Annotated in this window: 4 protein-coding genes; all 4 read left to right on the top strand. The window is 63.0% G+C overall.

Going from position 1 to position 19,239, the window contains the following annotated elements; translation table 11 throughout:
* The first annotated feature begins 57 nt into the window (after nt 1-57).
* Nucleotides 58-642 (top strand): class I SAM-dependent methyltransferase, encoded by a 585-nt coding sequence (locus ACKAMS_RS14480; protein WP_408989176.1) that lies wholly within the window; start codon nt 58-60, stop codon nt 640-642.
* 101 nt (nt 643-743) lie between these two features.
* Nucleotides 744-17,438, top strand: coding sequence for an amino acid adenylation domain-containing protein (locus tag ACKAMS_RS14475; protein ID WP_408989175.1), 16,695 nt, complete (start codon nt 744-746; stop codon nt 17,436-17,438).
* Nucleotides 17,439-17,588: 150 nt separating this feature from the next.
* Nucleotides 17,589-18,935, top strand: a complete 1,347-nt coding sequence (locus ACKAMS_RS14470) for a lysine N(6)-hydroxylase/L-ornithine N(5)-oxygenase family protein (protein ID WP_019747015.1) — start codon at nt 17,589-17,591, stop codon at nt 18,933-18,935.
* Nucleotides 18,932-19,180, top strand: coding sequence for an MbtH family protein (locus ACKAMS_RS14465; protein ID WP_408989174.1), 249 nt, complete (start codon nt 18,932-18,934; stop codon nt 19,178-19,180). The genes ACKAMS_RS14470 and ACKAMS_RS14465 overlap by 4 nt, the downstream gene beginning before the upstream one ends.
* Nucleotides 19,181-19,239 lie beyond the last annotated feature (59 nt).

Below are 19,239 nucleotides of genomic sequence, written 5' to 3'. Positions count from 1 at the left end.
TCTGATCGGAGACAGTGGAACGAACCGCGGTGAAACGAACCACGAGGAGCAGTGATCATGGACGCACACGACTGGGACGAGCGATACCGAGCGGTGACGGAGCCGTGGGGAATCGACCCGGCGGGAACCGTCGCAACACGAATTGCCGACCTGAAGCCGGGCACTGCGATCGATCTGGCCTGCGGCGACGGCCGTCACGCGCGGTGGATGGCCGGGCAAGGGTGGTCGGTGACTGCCGTCGACTACTCGTCGGTGGCGATCGATCTGGCACGGGCGAGTGACTTGGACAAGGCTGTCGACTGGCAGGTCGGCGACGCGACCACGTGGCAACCGGAAGGGGTAGTTGACCTGGTGTTGGTCAGCTTTCTTCACCTCGAGGTCGACGAGCTGGCCGACACGCTCAAACGCGTCGGGGAGTGGCTGACGCCAGGCGGGCGCGTCTTCTACTTGGGGCATTCGATCGAGAACTTCCACCGTGGTGTGGGCGGCCCACCCGAACCGACCATTCTGCCCGGTATTTCCGATCTCGCTCGCGCCGCGGAGGGATCGAGGGTCTACGCCCTCGAACATGTCGTTCGGCCGCAGGACGGTAAGACGGCAATCGACGTTTTGCTCGAATTCGGTCCGTGGGAACAGGTCTGACCAGGGCGGGAGCGCACCTTCACGTTCCTGGGTAGCCTACCCTAAACTTGCTACGGTGTTCGTCGTTCGATGAGCATGAACGACGATGATCGGATTTGTCGATGTCTGACCACTCTCAGGTAGCTCACCCGTCTGTATCGGGCGGTGGCGATCTGGACGCAGCGCTCCCGGCGACGGCCGCTCAGCGTGAGGTGTGGGTTGCTCAGAACGTCGATCCGAGCAGTCCGGTGTACAACATCGGACTTGTCGTCGAGGTCGACGGGACGATCGACGTCGAGCGCGCGGCAGCGGCGATCAAGGCCACAGTCGGACGCGTCGAAGCGCTGTTCGTGCACTTTCGGGCGGATGCTGACAACCAGCTGATCCAGGTGCCGATTCCGGATGCGCGCTGGGACGTGGAAATTCTCGACCTTCGCGCCGAGGCGGATCCCGATTCGACTGCGCAGTCGTGGATGGACACCGATATGGCTCGGGTCTTCGGTGCGGACGATCTGCTGTTCCGCCAGGTGCTTCTGCGAACTGCTGACGACCGAGTCATCTGGTATCAGCGCTATCACCACAGCGTGGTCGACGGGTACGGCATCTCGCTCATCGTCGCCGACGTAGCCGAGCGGTACGACAATCCGAACCTCGAGACTGCGGCGCCGGTGTGGTCGCTCGATGCGGTGGTGGCGGCCGATCTGGAATACCGGAACTCTCCGCGGTTCCTGCTCGACCGTCAGTACTGGGTCGAACGAGTTGAATCAGGACCGGAAGCGACGCGGATTTTGCATGGGCAGGTGGATGATTCGCTGCCGCCGATCGCGGCGATGCTCACGCTCGACGTCGATCGTGCAGCGCAGCTCTATCGCTATGCCGCCGACGCCGGGATTCGGCGAACTCGCCTGCCCATGGCTGCGCTGATCGCGTACATTGCACGAACCACCGGACAGCACGACGTTGTCGTCTCGGTGCCGATGGCCGCTCGGGTGGGTCGCGACATGCGGCGCACTCCCTCGATGGCGTCGACGATTCTGCCGCTCGGTATTCGGGTCGAACGCTCGGAAACCATCGGCCAGTTGGCAACTCGTCTCGACACCGCCTTGATCTCGATACTCAAGCACGGGCGGTACCGGGGAGAAGATCTCGCACGCGACGTGCGAGCAATCGATCCCGACCGCCAGGTCTTCGGTCCCGGCATCAACTCGATGATGTTCGAACACACACTCACCTTCGGCGGCTGCCCGGTGCGCGTGCGTAATTCGGTGACCGGTCGGGTCAGTGACCTGGATCTGAGTGTGCGCGGTGGTCAGGACGGGGAACCGATCGAGATCGACGTCCGCGCCCCGGCCGGATTCGACAGGGAGTTGGCCGATCACACCGCCAGAATCGAACAGTTCCTCGATCGATTCGTGGCCGAGCCGCAGCTTCCGATCTCGGCACTCGACCCCATGTCGTTCGCGGAGCGTGAACTCGTGCTCCGCGGGTGGAACGAGACCGCAGAACCGCAGCCCGTGACGACGGTGCCGGATTTGTTGCGCAGCAGCTTCTCTGCCGATCGGGGCGCGGTCGCCGTGGTCGACGGCGATATCCGGCTGACCTACGGCGAGCTCGAAAGTCGGGTATCGCAGCTCGCCGCGCACTTGATCTCGCGCGGTGTCGCACCCGAAACCGTTGTGGCGATCGGCCTTCCGAGATCCGCCGAGATGGTGGTGGGGTTGTTGGCCGTCATGTGCGCCGGCGGCGCCTTCGTGCCACTGGATCCGTCCTGGCCCGCAGAGCGCCGCGAATCGGTACTCACCGATGCCGGTGCCACATTGGTGCTCACCTCGGACGGCGTAGACGACTCCGTATTGGTCGATCTCTCCGCGTGGGCGTACGAGGACGGGCCTTCGGACCTGTTCGAGGTAATGACCTCCGACATTCGTATTCACGGTGCCCAACTCGCGTACGTCATCTTCACGTCCGGTTCGACCGGACGTCCGAAGGGCGCCATGATCCGCCACGAGGCAATCTGCGCAAGGTTGCTGTGGCAGCGGGAGCGGATTCTCGGGTTCGGGTCCGGCGATGCCTCTCTGTTCAAAGCCCCACTCTCGTTCGACATCTCGATCAACGAGATCCTGCTCCCGCTCGTCTCCGGCGGTCGATTGGTGATCGCGAAGCCAGAGGGGGAACGCGACCCGCAATACCTGCTCGACCTGATCGCCGGAGAATCGGTCACTTTTGTCTACTTGGTTTCGTCGATGCTCGACATCCTTCTGGATCTGGCGAACGGGACCGATCAGCTCGATTCGTTGAAGCACGTGTGGTGCGGCGGTGAGGTTCTCACGCCTGAACTCTTCGATCGGTTCCGTGCCCAACTGTCCACGACGCTGTATCACGGCTACGGGCCGGCGGAAGCGACTATCGGTGTCTCCCATGTGATCTACCGCGAGGACGCGGAACGAATTGCCACATCCATCGGGCGCCCGAACCCCAACACTCGCCTGTACGTGTTGGACGGTGACCTGCAGCCGGTTCCGGTCGGCACCGGCGGCGAACTCTACGCAGCGGGCTTCTTACTGGGGCGCGGATATGTGGGCGCGTCGGCGTTGACCGCGTCTCGTTTTCTTGCAGATCCCTTTGTTTCCGGTGATTTGGCCGGATCCCGGATGTATCGCACCGGTGACTTGGCTCGATGGACCGCCGACGGCACCCTTGACTTCCTGGGGCGCACGGACAATCAGGTGAAGATTCGTGGCATGCGCCTAGAACTCGAAGACGTCGAAGCCGCCGTGATCTCACACCCCGGAGTGCGCCACGTGGCAGTTCTGGTGCGTCAAGCACCCACAGGTGCAAAGTATCTCGCCGCGTACGTGAGTGCAGCGTCGGGGACGAACCTTGCGGTCGACTCACAGGACATTCGCGAGTGGGCGGCGAGCAAGCTGCCCGACTACATGGTCCCGACCACCGTCACTGTCCTCGACGAGTTTCCGCTCACGGCCAACGGCAAACTCGACCGTCGAGCCCTTCCTGAGCCCGATCTCGCCGAACTGAGTGCACACGTGGCCGCGAGAAACGAAGTCGAACAACAATTCTGCACGTTGATCGCGTCGGCGGTAGGTCTCGAATCGGTTGGCGTGACCGACGATTTCTTTGCACTGGGCGGTGACAGCATCGTCGCGATCTCGCTCGTGACCGCGGCTCGTGCAGCCGGTTTGTCGATCAGTCCACGCGAGGTGTTTCAGCTGCGCACCGCCGAGGCGATGGCGCGCGCCCAATCCGGCCGAACGGCTGAGATCGTCGATCATTCGGACGAACCGATCGGCCACGTAGCCACGACGCCCATCGCTACCAGGGCCCTCGGGACGCCGGACGTAGCACGAACCTTCCATCAGCGAGCGCTGATTCAGACTCCGTCAGCTTTGACGTCCGAGCATGTCGAGGCGGCGCTCGATGCCCTGGTGGCACGCCACGATGGACTTCGTGCGAAGTTGACTTCCGAAGGATCGCTGCTTGTTCCGGCCACCAACGAATTGGCTGTGGTCTTCGAGACCCGTGCACTACCGGTGCCGCTCGAAGAATGCGGACCGCTGATCGTCGCCGAGACCGAGCGAGCCGTCAGGCGTCTGAACCCGGCAGACGGCACGATGGTCAGTGCTGTTCTTTTCACCACTGCGACCGGTCCCGGAAGACTGTTGCTTGTCATCCACCACGCGGTCGTCGACGGTGTCTCCTGGCGCATCATCCTCGAAGACCTTGCGCGCGCGGGTATCGCAGCGATACAAGGCGACGAACCCTCACTCGCTCCGGTCGGCACGTCGGTGAGAAGGTACGCCGAACTCGTTTCGGAGGCGGTCGGAGCCGGGCGACTGGACTCGGAGATCGAGTTCTGGGACTCGGTGACTTCCGCACAACAGTCACCTCTCGGCCGTCGGGCACTCGACCCGGCAGTTGACCTCGCGCGCACCGCCGCGGCGCGATCGATCACCCTGCCTCCGGAATTCGCCGATCGGTTGTTGGGCAGTGTCCCACGGGCATTCGGGGCCGACGTGAGCGAAGTGCTGATCACCGCATTGGCCGTTGCGCTGACCAAGTGGAGCGGTGCCTCATCGGTGACGATCGACTTGGAAGGGCACGGACGCGACGAAGACATCGTTCGCGGTGACGGCGCTGCGCACGTCGACCTGACACGTACTGTCGGATGGTTCACCACGGTATTCCCGGTTGCACTCGAAATCGGTACAGCCGCTCCGGATCTCGAAGCGAGCGGTGAGTTGGCGGTGGTTCTCAAGAGCGTCAAGGAGCAACTTCGACGCGTCCCGAACGCAGGCTTCGGGTACGGAGCATTGCGATACCTCGGCAGCTCGGATCAGTTGCGTAGCGTCGCAGCACCCGAGGTGGTGCTCAACTATCTGGGGCGCACTGCAGTTGCAGAGGGGGACTGGTTCCCGGTGTCGATGGACGGCGCTGCCGATCCGTCCATGGCGTTGGGTCACGCGTTGTCTGTCGACGTCGTAGCCGAGGAAGCGGCCGGTGGGCCACGACTGAGGGCCACTCTGACCTGGGCGTCGAATATCTTCCTGCGTAGCGACATCGACAGGTTTGCGCGGTTGTGGCTGGACTCGCTCAAGGCCGTGTCCGGGCTCGCAGCCTTCGGCGGCGCGACACCGTCCGACTACCCTCTGGTGGCGCTCACTCAGGCCGATGTGGACGGGTTGCCGAAGGCAGAAGAGATTCTCCCGCTCACTCCGTTGCAGGAAGGGATCTACTTCCATTCGGCTTTTGCCGATCCGGGGGCTGATCAGTATGTCGTGCAACAGGTCGTGGAGCTGACCGGCGCCGTGGACAGCGCGGCTCTGCGCCGTGCGCTGCAATCCGTCGTGGATCGACACGAGGCGCTGCGCACCGGATTCTCGGTCCTGGGCGACGGCCGGGTCGTGCAGGTGGTGCACCCGAGCGTCGTCGTGGAGATGGCAGTAGTCACGGATGCCGGCGCCGATGTGGATGAACTGCTTTCCGCCGACCGCGCGCGTGGGTTCGACCTCGCGCAACCGCCGCTCGTCCGTTACACACTGCTCCGTGCTTCTTCGGAGAAGTACCTTCTGCTGCAGTCGATTCACCATGCGGTTGCAGACGGATGGTCGGTCCCGGTGATGCTGCGGGAGCTGATGGCGTCGTACAGCGTTGGCGATTCCGGCGTGGTGCTTCCGAGTCCGGCGCCGTACCGCAGCTACCTCGAATGGTTGGCCGGCCACGATCACGAGGCTTCGGCAGCGGTGTGGAGAAAAGCACTGAACTCTCCCGGGCCCGCGGTCGAACTTCCCGCGCCGAGCGCGAGCAGCAGCGGAATCCATGCTACCCGAGTCGAGCTGTCCGACAGTGATACTCGCGCGCTGTCGACCACCGGACGCTCCCACGGTTTGACGCTGAGCACGCTCGTGCACGGCGCCTGGGGACTGGTGCTCGGCCGAATGACCGGCCGATCAGACGTGCTGTTCGGTTCAACCGTATCGGGACGCGGTGGAGACCTGCCCGGCATCGAGTCCATGGTGGGCTTGTTCATCAACACTGTGCCGGCTCGGTTGCGGTTCGATCCGGCAGAGACAGCTGCGCAAGCACTTTCTCGTTGGCAGAGGGAACAATCGGAACTACTCGACCATCAGTACCTGGGGCTACCGGAACTGCGGCGGACCGGCGGACTGGAGCAGAACTTCGAATCACTGGTCGTGTTCGAGAACTATCCACTCGGTGACACGGCAATCGCTGATCCGACGAACTCGGTGAGACTGACGGGAATTCGATTCGACGAGCGACCGGCCTACCCGCTGACCCTGATCGTCGTCCCCGGCGATCAATTGGCGTTGGAATTGAAGTACGACGCTGCTCAGGTGGACGGCGATGCCGCTGCGTCGCTGGCGGAAGCTCTCGCAGTCGTGCTAGCAGAACTCTCTCGCGATCTCGACCAGGTCATCGGCCGGATCGCGCTGGCACCCGCACAGCCCGGGAGCGTCGGCACGGCCTTGGATCGGCCGCGCGCAACGCTGACCGAGCTGCTGCAGGATCAAGCCGGGCGTACGCCCGAAGCCACCGCAGTGATCTTCCGTGAAGAGTCGTTGACCTACGCCGAACTTCACTCTCGCGCTGATCGTTTTGCGCATCTGCTGCGCGAACGTGGCGTCGGACGCGAATCATTGGTGGCGGTTGCCTTGCCGCGCTCGGTCGATCTGATGGTTGCGATACTCGGCATCGGGAAGGCCGGGGGAGCGTACGTTCCGCTCGACACCGGCTACCCGGCGGAGCGGCTGACGTACATGCTGGACGACGCCGATCCGGTGTGCGTCGTGGTGTCGGAAGATTCTTCACTCGATTCGGGTTCGGTTCCGCGGGTGACGGTATCGGAGTCCGCGCAGTTCCCAGCCGACCCGCTGAGTGTCCCAGGATCGCCCGCGGATGCCGCGTACATGATCTACACCTCGGGTTCGACCGGTCGTCCCAAAGGCGTTGTGGTCACCAACGAGGGTGTGGTCAACCGATTGCTCTGGGCACAGCAGATACGTCCGCTGGACTTCTCCGACCGGATGCTGCAGAAGACCCCGTCGAGTTTCGACGTCTCCGTCCCCGAATTCTTCTGGCCGTTCCTGGTGGGGGCAACTCTGGTGATGGCCGAGCCTGACGGTCACAAGGATCCGGGCTATCTGGCCGACGTCATCGTCGAACATTCCGTGACCCGAGTGCATTTTGTTCCGTCAATGCTCGAAGTGTTTCTTGCGGAGCCGAAAGCAGCACTGTGCTCTTCCCTCGAGATCGTCAACTGCAGCGGTGAGGCACTTCCCGTTCACGTTGCACGCAAGGTCGCCGAGATCCTGCCGAACGTTCTGGTGGACAACCTCTACGGCCCCACCGAGGCTGCCGTCGACGTCAGTTGGCAGCCGTCGGTGCAGGCAACTCCGGTAGACGCGGTGAGTGTCCCGATCGGCGAACCCGCCGCCAATACCGGCCTGTTCGTTCTCGATCCGTATCTGCAGAACGTTCCGGCCGGTGCCACCGGTGAGCTGTATCTGGCTGGACCACAACTGGCGCGTGGTTACCACGGACGTGGGGGATTGACCTCCGAAAGATTTGTGGCGAATCCGTACAGCGACGGCGGCTCGCGGATGTACCGGACCGGTGACATCGTGCGGTGGAATGGCGACGGTGTTCTCGAGTACCTCGGCCGTGTCGACGAGCAGGTGAAGGTTCGTGGATTCCGCATCGAGCTCGGTGAAATCGAAGCGCAGTTGGCATTGTGCCCCGGAGTCTCGGCAAGTGCCGTGATCGTCCGAACCGACGGTCCGAGTAACCGCGCACAGGTGGTCGCCTATCTGGTCGGAGATGCTGATGACGCTGCGGTTCGAGGGCAGTTGTTGTCGGTGCTACCGGAGTTCATGGTGCCAAGCGCGTTCGTGCGGCTCGAGTCGCTGCCGCTGAGCCCGAGTGGCAAGCTCGACCGAAAAGCCCTACCGGCACCGGATTTCGCGGCACAGGTGGGCGAAACGACGGGAGTAGTGTCCTCGGGCGTTGCAGACCTCCTTGCCAGGCATTTCGCGACAGTTCTCGGCCTGCCACGCGTCGGGGCACGCGACGACTTCTTCACTCTCGGCGGCGACAGTATCCTGGCGATCCGACTGGTCAACCTGGCTCGTCGTGATTCGGTAGTACTGACCCCGCGTCAGATCTTCGAATTGCGCACTCCCGCTGCGATCGCCGCAGCGGTGGGTGATGTCGCCACGTCGGTTGCCACCGTCACGGCCGACATCGGCGTGGGTGAGCTGGTTCCGCTGCCGGTGGTGCACCGGTTGTCCGAATGGACGGGTGGTACCGATCGCTTCAACCAGGCAGTTCTGATCCACTCTCCGGCAACATCTCTCGATTCGATCACCGGCGCATTGCAGGCCGTGCTCGATCACCACGACGGACTTCGCCAAACCTTGATCCGACATGACCGCGGAATGTGGTCGGCGCGGATCGAGGAACCCGGCAGTATCCGGGCAGCGAACCTTGTCGAACGCGTTGATGCTCGGGGACTGGATGACGCCGAGTTGCGGACGCTCATCACCGAACATTCCGAGTGGGCGACCAGTCGATTGGATCCGTCTGCAGGACGGATGGTCTCGGTGGTCTGGTTCGATTGTGGCGCTGAGAATCTGGGCCGACTCGCGATAGTCGCGCACCACCTGGTCGTGGACGGGGTTTCGTGGGGAACGCTGCTCGAGGATCTCGCGATGGCCTGGGTGGCGGTGGATGCCGGAGAGCCCGCAGCATTGGATGCCGTCGGAACTTCGCTGCGTACCTTCTCCCGCACGGTGGCCGAACACGCATACAGTGCTCATCGATTTGCCGAACTCGATCACTGGTTGACCGTGACCGCTCCGGGCGCGGAGTTGATCCCCGGTACCGCGAGCTATGCCGTTGTATCCGGAGGCTCGAGGCGCACGGTCACGGTGGACGGAGCAATCTCCGAGGCGGCACTCGGAACGGTTGCGGCAATGCTGGGTGCCGAGGGAACGGATGTTCTGTTGGCTGCGTTGGCGATGTCGGTCGAGCGCTGGCGTCGTTCCACCGGTCGCAGTGAGCGCGAACTGCTGGTCGATCTCGAAAGGCACGGCCGCGAGGAGTTGGTACCCGGGACCGATCTGTCGCGAACAGTCGGCTGGTTCACCACGATTGCCCCGATGCGACTGCTCGGCGGAACCGACCCGGTGGACACGCTGCGCGAGGTGAAGGAGAGCCTGCGGGCGGCTCCGGACGGCGGTATCGGATACGGGATGTTGCGGTACGTGAATGCACGTACGGCATCGAGATTGGCGGGGCGCTCCGAATCTCAGATCCTGTTCAATTATCTCGGACGTACGACGACAGCTGGATCGACAGCATGGTCCCTGGCAGCGGAATCCGAAGCCATGTCCACCGATCCCGACGCAGACATGGGAGGTCCGTATCGGCTGATCGTGAATGTCGTCAGCGTGGATTCGGAACTCCGTGCCGACTTCGCCTGGGCAAGTGAAGATTTGTCCGAGGAGGATGCGCAGTCACTCTCCGACGGCTGGGTTTCGGCGCTAGGCGATCTGGCGGCTGCGGCCGCGGAGCATGACGGGCCTCCCATCCTGACCCCGTCCGATGTGCCGTTGCTCGACCTGAGTCAGGCCGAGATCGACGCGATAGCCGATGCGAGCCCGGCGGGTGTCAGTAGCATCCTCCCACTCTCACCGTTGCAGGAAGGCCTGTACTTCCAAGCCGGCTACGCAGGCAGCAGCGACAGCAGTAGTGGTGGAGACATCTACACGGCACAGTTCTCGATGGACTTCGGGCACACCCTCGATGTCGACAAGTTGGCTGCGGCCGCCCGGACACTTCAACGACGAAATCCCACGTTGCGAGCGGGGTTCGTGAGCGAAGGACTGAACGAGCCCGTGCAGTTCTTCAGTGCGGGACTCGATGTTCCCGTCGCCGTCCACGATCTCCGTCAACTCGACGACTCGGCTGCTCGTGAGCGCGCCGAGGCCGTCGCCGCCCAAGACAGAGTGACTCCATTCGACCTGACCGCGCCGCCGCTGTGGCGTATGAGCGTGCTGCATCTGCCCGGCGGACATGATCGACTGGTGATCAACAGGCAGTTCCTGTTGTGGGACGGCTGGTCCAACGGCCTTGTCGTCAGCCAGCTTCTGGCGCTGTACGACACCGGCGGGGATGACAGCGCATTCGGCGAACCCGAGGGGTCGTTCGAGGCCTACCTCGCCTGGTTGGCCGACCGCGACGGTGCAGCCGCCGACGCGGGGTGGCGCGGAGCGCTCGCAGGACTCGAGGAGCCGACGCTTGTTGCCGAGCCTGCGCCCGGCGTCGAACCTCAGCTTCCGGATCGCCGCGATGCGGTTCTCTCGGAACCGCTTTCGCGTGCATTGCGTGAGCGCGCTGCCGCGTCCGGCGTCACGTTCAATACGGTACTGAACGCAGCGCTGGCTATGGTGCTGGCGTCGGCCACCGGTCGACAGGACGTCGTCTTCGGCTCCACGGTTGCCGGAAGGCCACCGGAGGTACCGGGAATCGACACCGTGGTGGGCATGTTCCTCAACACCGTTCCCGTTCGGCTGCAACTGGATCCGAACGAGAGCGTCGAGGAACTTCTTCGCCGAACGCAGGCGGATCGTCTTTCGCTGATGCCGTTCGACTACCTCGGATTGGCCTCGATCCAACGTGTTTCCGAGCATCGTCAACTGTTCGACGTGCTGATGGTCCTGCAGAACTTCGTGGACGAGAAGCAAGTCGACGCACTCAATGCCGCACATGACGTGAGCGGCAGCGACAGTATCGATCACACGCACTATCCGCTGACCGTGGTTGTCACCCCGGGTACCACCGTCAACGTCAAGTTCGAGTTCCATCCGCATCTGGTGACCGCGCGCCGAGCCGAGGACCTGCTCGGTCACTTCGTCGACCTGCTCCAGAGTTGGTCGCAGGATATGACAGGTTCGGTCGTTGCGACGCCGACTCCCGCGGTAGCGCAGCAGACGCAGATCCGAGAGTTGCCGGAGCGCACCATTGCCGACCTGTTCGAAGAGGTGGCGTCGGCGCAACCGAACGACACGGCACTCGTGTTCGGGAAGCGTCGGATGACCTACGCCGATCTCGACGGCGAGATCAATCGGATGGCGCGGTTGCTGATCAACTACGGCGCCGGGCCGGAAAAGATCGTGGCTCTTGGCCTACCACGTTCGGTGGACATGGTCGTCGCGCTCTTCGCGGTACTGCGCACGGGCGCTGCCTACCTACCCCTCGAACTCGACCATCCGGCCGAACGGTTGGCCGTGATGATCGACGACGCAGATCCGGTCGTGTTGCTGACGACTGTCGCCGCCGCACCGAAATTCGAAGGCGCGGACGTCCGCACCGCGGACATTCGGACCATCGTGCTCGACGAGCCGGACACTGCGGCAAGGCGACTGACGATCTCGGCGCGGGCACTCTCCGCGGCGGAACTCGGAGCATTCGCCCCGGGAGCACCGCATCGGCTCGACCACCCCGCGTACGTCATCTACACCTCCGGTTCGACCGGCAAGCCCAAGGGCGTGGTCACCGGTTACCGCGGCTTGACGAACATGCAGTTCAACCACCGCGAGGCGATCTTCGAACCGGTGATCGCCGCGACGAGCCGGCGCCTGCGGATCGCGCACACCGTGTCCTTCGCCTTCGACATGTCGTGGGAGGAACTTCTGTGGCTCGTGGAAGGCCACGAGGTCCACATCTGTGACGAGGATCTGCGTCGTGATGCCGAGGCGCTCGTTGCGTACTGCGACGCACAGGAAATCGACGTCGTCAACGTGACACCGACCTACGCGACGCACCTGATCGACAGCGGGCTGCTCGACGACGGTGTGGGACAACACCGTCCGCCGCTGGTCCTGCTCGGTGGTGAAGCCGTTCCGGATTCGGTGTGGAACAGGCTGCGCGAGACCGAGGGAACCGTGGGCTACAACCTCTACGGTCCGACGGAATACACGATCAACACTCTCGGCGGCGGAACGGCCGACAGTGACACCCCGACGGTCGGCAAGCCGATCTGGAACACCACGGCGCACATTCTCGACGGCTGGCTGCGACCGGTCCCCGATGGAGTTGCCGGCGAACTGTACATTGCCGGAGCCGGTTTGGCTCGCGGCTACCTCGGACGCTTTGCGCTCACGTCCGAGCGCTTTGTCGCAGAACCGGCCGGGACCGGAGAACGTATGTACCGCACCGGGGATCTGGTGCGGCGACGCGCTGACGGCAACCTGGACTTCCTGGGCCGCACCGACGACCAGGTGAAGATCAGAGGTCACCGCATCGAGCCGAGCGAAATCGTCTCCGTTCTCGAATCCGACGAGCACGTGCGGCAAGCAGCGGTCGTGGTCGACGTCGGGGCGGGCGGAGTCAAGAGACTCGTCGGCTACGTGACGCCCGCGCAACTCGGCGCCGCGCACGACTACCGCGCGCAGGCGCGAGTTCGCCTACCCGACTACATGGTTCCGGCCGTGGTGATCGAGGTGGAGTCACTACCGATGACCGTCAACGGCAAGCTCGACGTCAAGGCACTGCCCACGGCCGATTCGGTGCTGGGGGAGCGGAGTGGGGAGTCGATTGCACCGCGTAACCACACGGAAGAGGTTCTCTGTGAGCTCTTCTCCGACGTACTCGATGTGGACGACATCGGTGTCGACGACAACTTCTTCGACCTCGGTGGGCACTCGCTTCTGGCCACCAAACTGATCAGTCGAGCTCGGATCGCCATTCCGAACAGTCTGACCATGCGTGATCTCTTCGAAGCGCCGACCGTCGCGGAACTCGCGGAACGCATTGTGGTCGAGCAGGGATCGACGCGACCGATGCTGGTAGCGAAGCCGCGGCCGGACCACCTTCCACTTTCTGCCGCTCAACAGCGTTTGTGGCTGATCGGACAGATGGAAGAGAACTCCGCGGCCTACAACTTCCCGATCGTGCTCCGCTTGGACAGTGCATTGGACGCGGACGTCTTCGCCGCGGCGCTGGGTGACGTCGTTGGACGACACGAATCCTTGCGTACGGTGTTCCGGTTGGTGGACGGAACACCGGAACAGATAATTCTCGAATCGGCGAAGGTTCCGGTCGAGACAGTTCATTCACGGGAATCCGGTGTCGCCGGCGAAGTTGCAGTGGCAGTGGGCCGTCCGTTCGACCTTTCGAACGAGATTCCGATTCGCGCCCGTCTGATCCGAGTAGACGGTGCCGTAATCGTCGTGATCGTCCTGCATCACATCACAACGGACGAATGGTCCGATCGGCCGTTCCTGCGCGATCTGATGTCTGCCTACTCCTCTCGGATTCAGGGCGAGGAGCCAGCGTTCGAACCGCTACCGGTTCAGTATGCGGACTACACCCTGTGGCAACGGGAATTACTCGGCAGCGCCGACGATCCGTCGAGTGTCCTGAGCACGCAGTTGGACTTCTGGGCGAAGAGTTTGGACGGAGCCCCCGAGGAACTGCTGCTTCCCGCGGACCGGAGCCGACCGGCCAGACCGAGTTTCTCCGGTGGCGCAGTGGTAACACGGTTGGGTGTGGACACAACTGCCGCACTGCGAGATCTGGCGCGCGAGAGCCAGAGTTCGATGTTCATGGTCCTGCACGCGGCGTCGGCGGCGTTGCTGACTGCGCTCGGAGCGGGTGAGGACCTTCCCCTCGGCGCTCCCGTAGCCGGACGTAGTGAACAGGGGCTCGACGACTTGGTCGGCTTCTTCGTCAATACGATTGTGCTGCGCACGGATACGTCGGGTAACCCGACGTTCCGGGAGTTGGTGGATCGCGTTCGCGTGGGAGACCTCGAGGCCTTCGCCAACGCCGATGTTCCCTTCGAAACTGTGGTGGAACGCCTCAATCCGTCGCGAACCTTGGCACGCAACCCGCTGTTCCAGGTCATGGTCGGCTATCACAGCCGCGAGGAGATGGGCGGGGATCCGTTCGAACTCGAGGAGTACACGGCCAAGTTCGATCTGGTGTTCAATTTCACCGAGTACCTCGGCCGCGAAGGCTGCATCGACGTCCGACTCGAATACGGCAGCGACCTCTTCGATCGCGAAACAGCACAGCGAATTTCGAACCGATTGGAATCGGTGATCGCGGCAGTCGTGGAATCGGCCGACATTGAGATCGGCGACATCGACATCTTCTTGCCCGGCGAACTCGAACAGGTTGTCACCTCGTTCAACGACACCGCCGTCGACGTGCCGGAGGAAACGTTCTACGACGCCTTCGCGCGTGGGGCCGCTGCTACACCCGAGGCGATCGCGGTGCGCGACGAGGCGGGGCAGGCCACGTACCGCGAGCTCTCCGAGCAATGTGATCGGATAGCCGGCGTGCTGTATCGGCGCGGGGTCTCGGTCGAAGACGTGGTGGGACTTGCCGTCCCGCGTTCGGTGGAGATGGTCGCCTCGGTCCTCGCCGTGCTCAAGCTGGGGGCAGCGTATCTACCCCTGGATCTGAGCCACCCGAGCGAGCGCATCGCCTACATGCTCACCGATTCTCGCACCTCCGTACTGCTGTCCACCTCGGAGGAAAGCTCGCGGATCGAGGATGTGGCCGGCGTCGAGCGAATCCTTTTGGACGATCCGCTGATCCTTGCGGAACTGGAAGAGGCAGCGATCGTCGAAACTCCCAGGCCACCAGTTGGCGTCAACCACGCGGCCTATGTCATCTACACTTCGGGATCGACCGGCAAGCCGAAGGGCGCCGTCCTTTCTCATGACGGTATTCCGAGTCTTGTTGCGACAGCTGAGGTTCGGATGCGACTGGTACCGGGTTCGGTGGTGATGCAGTTCGCTTCGGTCGGCTTCGACGTTGCGGTATTCGAATTGGCGATGGCTCTGTGCACGAGCAGCACCCTGGTGATCGTGCCGCAGAGCGCACGAGTGGCCGGCCCGGCGTTGACCGATTTCATGACGAGCAATCGCGTGACTCATGCAATCATCCCTCCCTCGTTGCTGGCCGCCCTGCCGGCGGGATGTGAAGTACCGCAGGGTTGCACGGTGTTGGTCGGAACCGAGACGGTTCCGCCCGAGCTGATCGGGCGATGGGCGGAGCGGCTGAATTTGCTTGCCGCGTACGGACTCACCGAAGCCACGGTGAACAACACACTGTGGCAGGCGGAACCCGGTTGGAACGGTGCTGTGCCCATCGGAGTCCCCGACCCCAACGAACAGGCGTACGTGCTCGACGATCAACTGCGTCCGGTTCCGCCGGGAGTATCCGGCGAGCTGTACATCGCGGGACGCGGCCTGGCGAGAGGCTACCTGGGCCGATTCGATCTGACGGCACAGAGATTCATCGCCGATCCCTTCACCGCGGGCGATCGCATGTATCGCACCGGCGATCGAGCGCGGTGGCGCTCGGACGGAAACATCGACTTCCTCGGCCGCGTGGACGATCAGGTCAAGATTCGCGGTTTCCGAATCGAATTGGGTGAAATCATCGGAGCTCTCAGTGCCCATCCTTCGGTGAAGCAGGCAACGGTCGTCGCGGATCGGCAGGGCGAAATCACGCGCCTGGTCGGTTACGTGTCACCCGAACCCGGTGCTGTGGTGGACACGACGGCAGTGCGAAATCTCGCTGCAATGTCGTTGCCCGACTACATGGTCCCGACCATGGTTGTCGCTCTCGATGGTCCGCTCCCGTTGACGCCCAACGGAAAGCTCGACCGCAAGGCGTTGCCCGCTCCGGACTGGTCGGAGTTGGCGGGTGATATTGCTCCTCGCACTGCCGTGGAGTCCACGGTTGCAGCTGCCTTCGCGGAGATATTGCAACTCCCGAGCGTCGGAGTCCACGACAGTTTCTTCGAACTCGGTGGGCATTCGATGGCTTCGATGAAACTGGTCGGTCGCATTCGTGAAGCGTTCGGCGTGGACGTCAGTATTCGAGACGTGTTCGACGCACCGAGCGTTGCGGAGTTGGCGGCAGTCGTTGCGCGTTCGGAGGGTGGACGCCCGGTCCTGGCGCCGGCGGCGAGGCGTCCGGAGACTATGGGTCTGTCTGCGCCGCAACGTCGTCAGTGGGAGTTGTTCCGCGCAGCCGGCGAGCACCCGCAAGCAAGCCACGCTCTGGCGCTGACCCTGAATTCGAAGATCGATCCGGAGATTCTCGGGCACGCCTTGGACGATGTGACGTCGCGGCACGAACCCCTGCGGACCACCTTCGTCGAGGTCGACGGCATCGTCGTGGCAAGAGAATCGGTGCGGCCGACTGTCGATGTGGTCGATGTCGGCGCCGGCGATGTGGGTCGAGTGGTGTTCGAACTGGCTCAACTTCCGATGGATCTGCGTGAGCAATCGCCGTTGCGGGTTCATCTGGTGCTCGGTGAAGACGGCTCTCGGACACTGCTTCTCGTCATGCACTACATCGCCGTCGACGAGTGGTCCGTAGTGCCGCTGCTGGGAGATCTGGTCTCCGCTTATGCAGCCAGGTCGCAGGGAGATCAACCGGTCTGGGACGAGCTTGCGTTGACGTACGCCGACTACACCGTGTGGTCGGACGAGCTGTTGGGAGACCCCCTGGGCGTCGACAGCCGTGCGTCGAAGCAGCTTGCGTACTGGCAGGATGCGCTCGACGGAATACCGACCAGTGTGAATCTTCCGTTGCCGGAAGATGACTCGGAACCTCGGGGTGACGTGGTCTCTGTCGACATCGACGCGGATCTGCACGCCAGAATCGACGCGCTGGCTGCGCGCACCGGGACGAGCATGTTCATGGTCCTTCAGGCTGCGCTGGCCGCCGTTCTCACGAAGGCCGGGGCGGGTACCGATCTTCCGATCGGTTCATTGGTTGCGGGCAGGTCGGATCCCCGTCTCGAACCGATGATCGGATCCTTCTTCAATGTTGTTCTCCTGCGCACGGATACGTCCGGTAGTCCGACGTTTGCAGAATTGCTCGGTCGGGTGAGGGAAGGCAACCTGGAAGCGCTGAGCAATCAGGACGTCTCGTATGTGTATGTCGAGCAGGCTCTGGGTAATCCGGCGTCCATGAGACCTCAGGTGATGGTGATCCATCACCAACAGGCGGATTTGGACGGGCTCGGCGACTTCGGTTCTCTCGTACCGATTCCGGTGGGAGTGCCCGATGCGGATTTGACGTTGAGTTTTTACGAGCCGGTGGGCGAAGGGCCTGTTTTTGCAACTCTCGGGTTCCGCGCCGACCGCGTCGATGCGGGCGCGGTCCGTGAATGGGCAGGTCAGCTGGTCGACGTGATCGAGGCTGCGGCCATCGCCGAAGGGGATGACGTGAGTGAAGGGGCGAAACTATGACATACGTCGCATCGCTCCGCGGGGTCGACCGCTATACGGGGGCTCGCAGTATTGATACCCTCACCTCATTAAGGGTAGCCTTTGCTACTTACTTCGGGACATCGATTGGCGACCTTATCAGGTCGTCCCGTCGGGGATGGACTACCTGCAATGAGTGAATCACCGAGAGACTCCAGCGCCGAACCCGCCGTGGTCGACATCGTCGGCGTCGGGTTCGGTCCGGCCAACCTCGCGTTGGCCATCGCTGTCGAAGAACACAATGCAAATTGTGCAGCCGTTGATCGGGTGAATGCGCGGTTCTTCGAAAAGCAGTCTCAGTTCGCGTGGCATCCCGGGATGCTGCTCGACGGTGCCACGATGCAGATCGCGTTTCCGAAGGACCTGGTGACGTTCCGTAACCCACAGAGCGGATACAGCTTCTTCTCGTATCTGTTCGAGCAGGGGCGGCTGGTCGACTTCGTCAACCACCAGACCTTCTTTCCCACGCGCCACGAGTTCAACGACTACCTGTGCTGGGCAGCTCGACGAGTCGACGCGGATGTGCAGTTCGGTACAACCGTCGACGGGGTCGAGGGCATCAAGAACTCCGACGGCGTTGTCGATCGCTTTGCGGTCCGCACAGCCGACGGTGAAACGGTGATCGCGCGCAACATCGTCGTCGGAGCCGGACTGAAAGAGCGGATCCCGGAGTGGGCAACGCCGTCGTCCCGGTGCTTCCACAATCACCAGTTCCTCTTCCACCTCGAAGCAATGCCCGAGCCCGTGCACAACAGGTTCGTTGTTCTCGGCGCCGGTCAGAGTGCCGCGGAGATCGTCGACTACCTGCACGCGAACTACCCGAACGCCGAAGTCCACAGTGTTTTTGCCCGCTACGGCTACAGCCCGGCAGACGACAGCCCGTACGCAAATCGCATCTTCGATCCCGAAGCCGTCGATCAACTGCACGGCGCCGACGCCGCGGAACGACGTCGACTTCTCGATCTGCACCGCAGTACCAATTACTCGGTCGTCGACATCGAACTGATCAACAAGCTCTATGCCACCGAGTATCAGGAGATGGTTCGCGGGCCGAGGCGACTGTTCATGCGTCGGGCCTCGGAGATCACGAGTGCCGTGGAGACCGAATCCGGCATCGAACTGGCCGTCCGCAGCAACCTCGACGGTTTGACCGACACGCTGTCGTGCGACGCACTCATTCTGGCCACGGGTTTCACCCCGGCACCGCTGGACAATTTGTTGGGTGAACTCGTGCCGGATTCGTCCGTTCCGCGTAACGTCAGTCGGGATTATCGACTGGCTGTAACGGAGGACGTGACAGGCGGTATCTATCTGCAGGGTGGGACAGAACAGACTCACGGATTGACGTCGTCGCTGCTGTCGAACGTGGCAGTGCGGGCGGGGGAGATTCTGGCGTCGGTGCTGAGCCACCAGAACCGAACTGGTGCGCTTGCTAGTCTGGGCGCACAAGACACGTACGTAACGAGTGAGGCGAGATGAGCACTAACCCTTTCGATGACGAAGACGGCCGCTTCTACGTGCTGGTGAACGACGAGGACCAGCACTCGCTGTGGCCCACGTTTTCCGAGGTCCCCGCCGGCTGGCGCGTGATGTTCGGTGAAGACAGCCGCAAGGCGTGCCTCGAATACGTCGAGGCGAACTGGACCGACATGCGTCCGAAGAGCCTGCGCGAGGCAATGGAAGCTGATCAGGCTGCCGGCGGAAAGCACGCAGTCGAGAGCTGATTCTCTCACTGCTCGGGAACCCCGAGTGAACCGAAAGAGCTGGGCACCGTCAGGTGCCC

This window comes from Rhodococcus sp. 5A-K4 (genome assembly GCF_046097995.1).
Classification (GTDB): Bacteria; Actinomycetota; Actinomycetes; order Mycobacteriales; family Mycobacteriaceae; genus Rhodococcus_F; species Rhodococcus_F erythropolis.
The sequence above is the reverse complement of the archived record's forward strand: the minus strand, read 5'-3'. Positions and strand labels throughout refer to the sequence as shown.

What these genes read in the sequence shown, in the direction of transcription:
- ACKAMS_RS14480 (WP_408989176.1), top strand. Translation starts at nt 58, where the DNA reads ATGGACGCACACGACTGGGACGAGCGATACCGAGCGGTGACGGAGCCG.
- ACKAMS_RS14475 (WP_408989175.1), top strand. Translation starts at nt 744, where the DNA reads ATGTCTGACCACTCTCAGGTAGCTCACCCGTCTGTATCGGGCGGTGGC.
- ACKAMS_RS14470 (WP_019747015.1), top strand. Translation starts at nt 17,589, where the DNA reads ATGAGTGAATCACCGAGAGACTCCAGCGCCGAACCCGCCGTGGTCGAC.
- ACKAMS_RS14465 (WP_408989174.1), top strand. Translation starts at nt 18,932, where the DNA reads ATGAGCACTAACCCTTTCGATGACGAAGACGGCCGCTTCTACGTGCTG.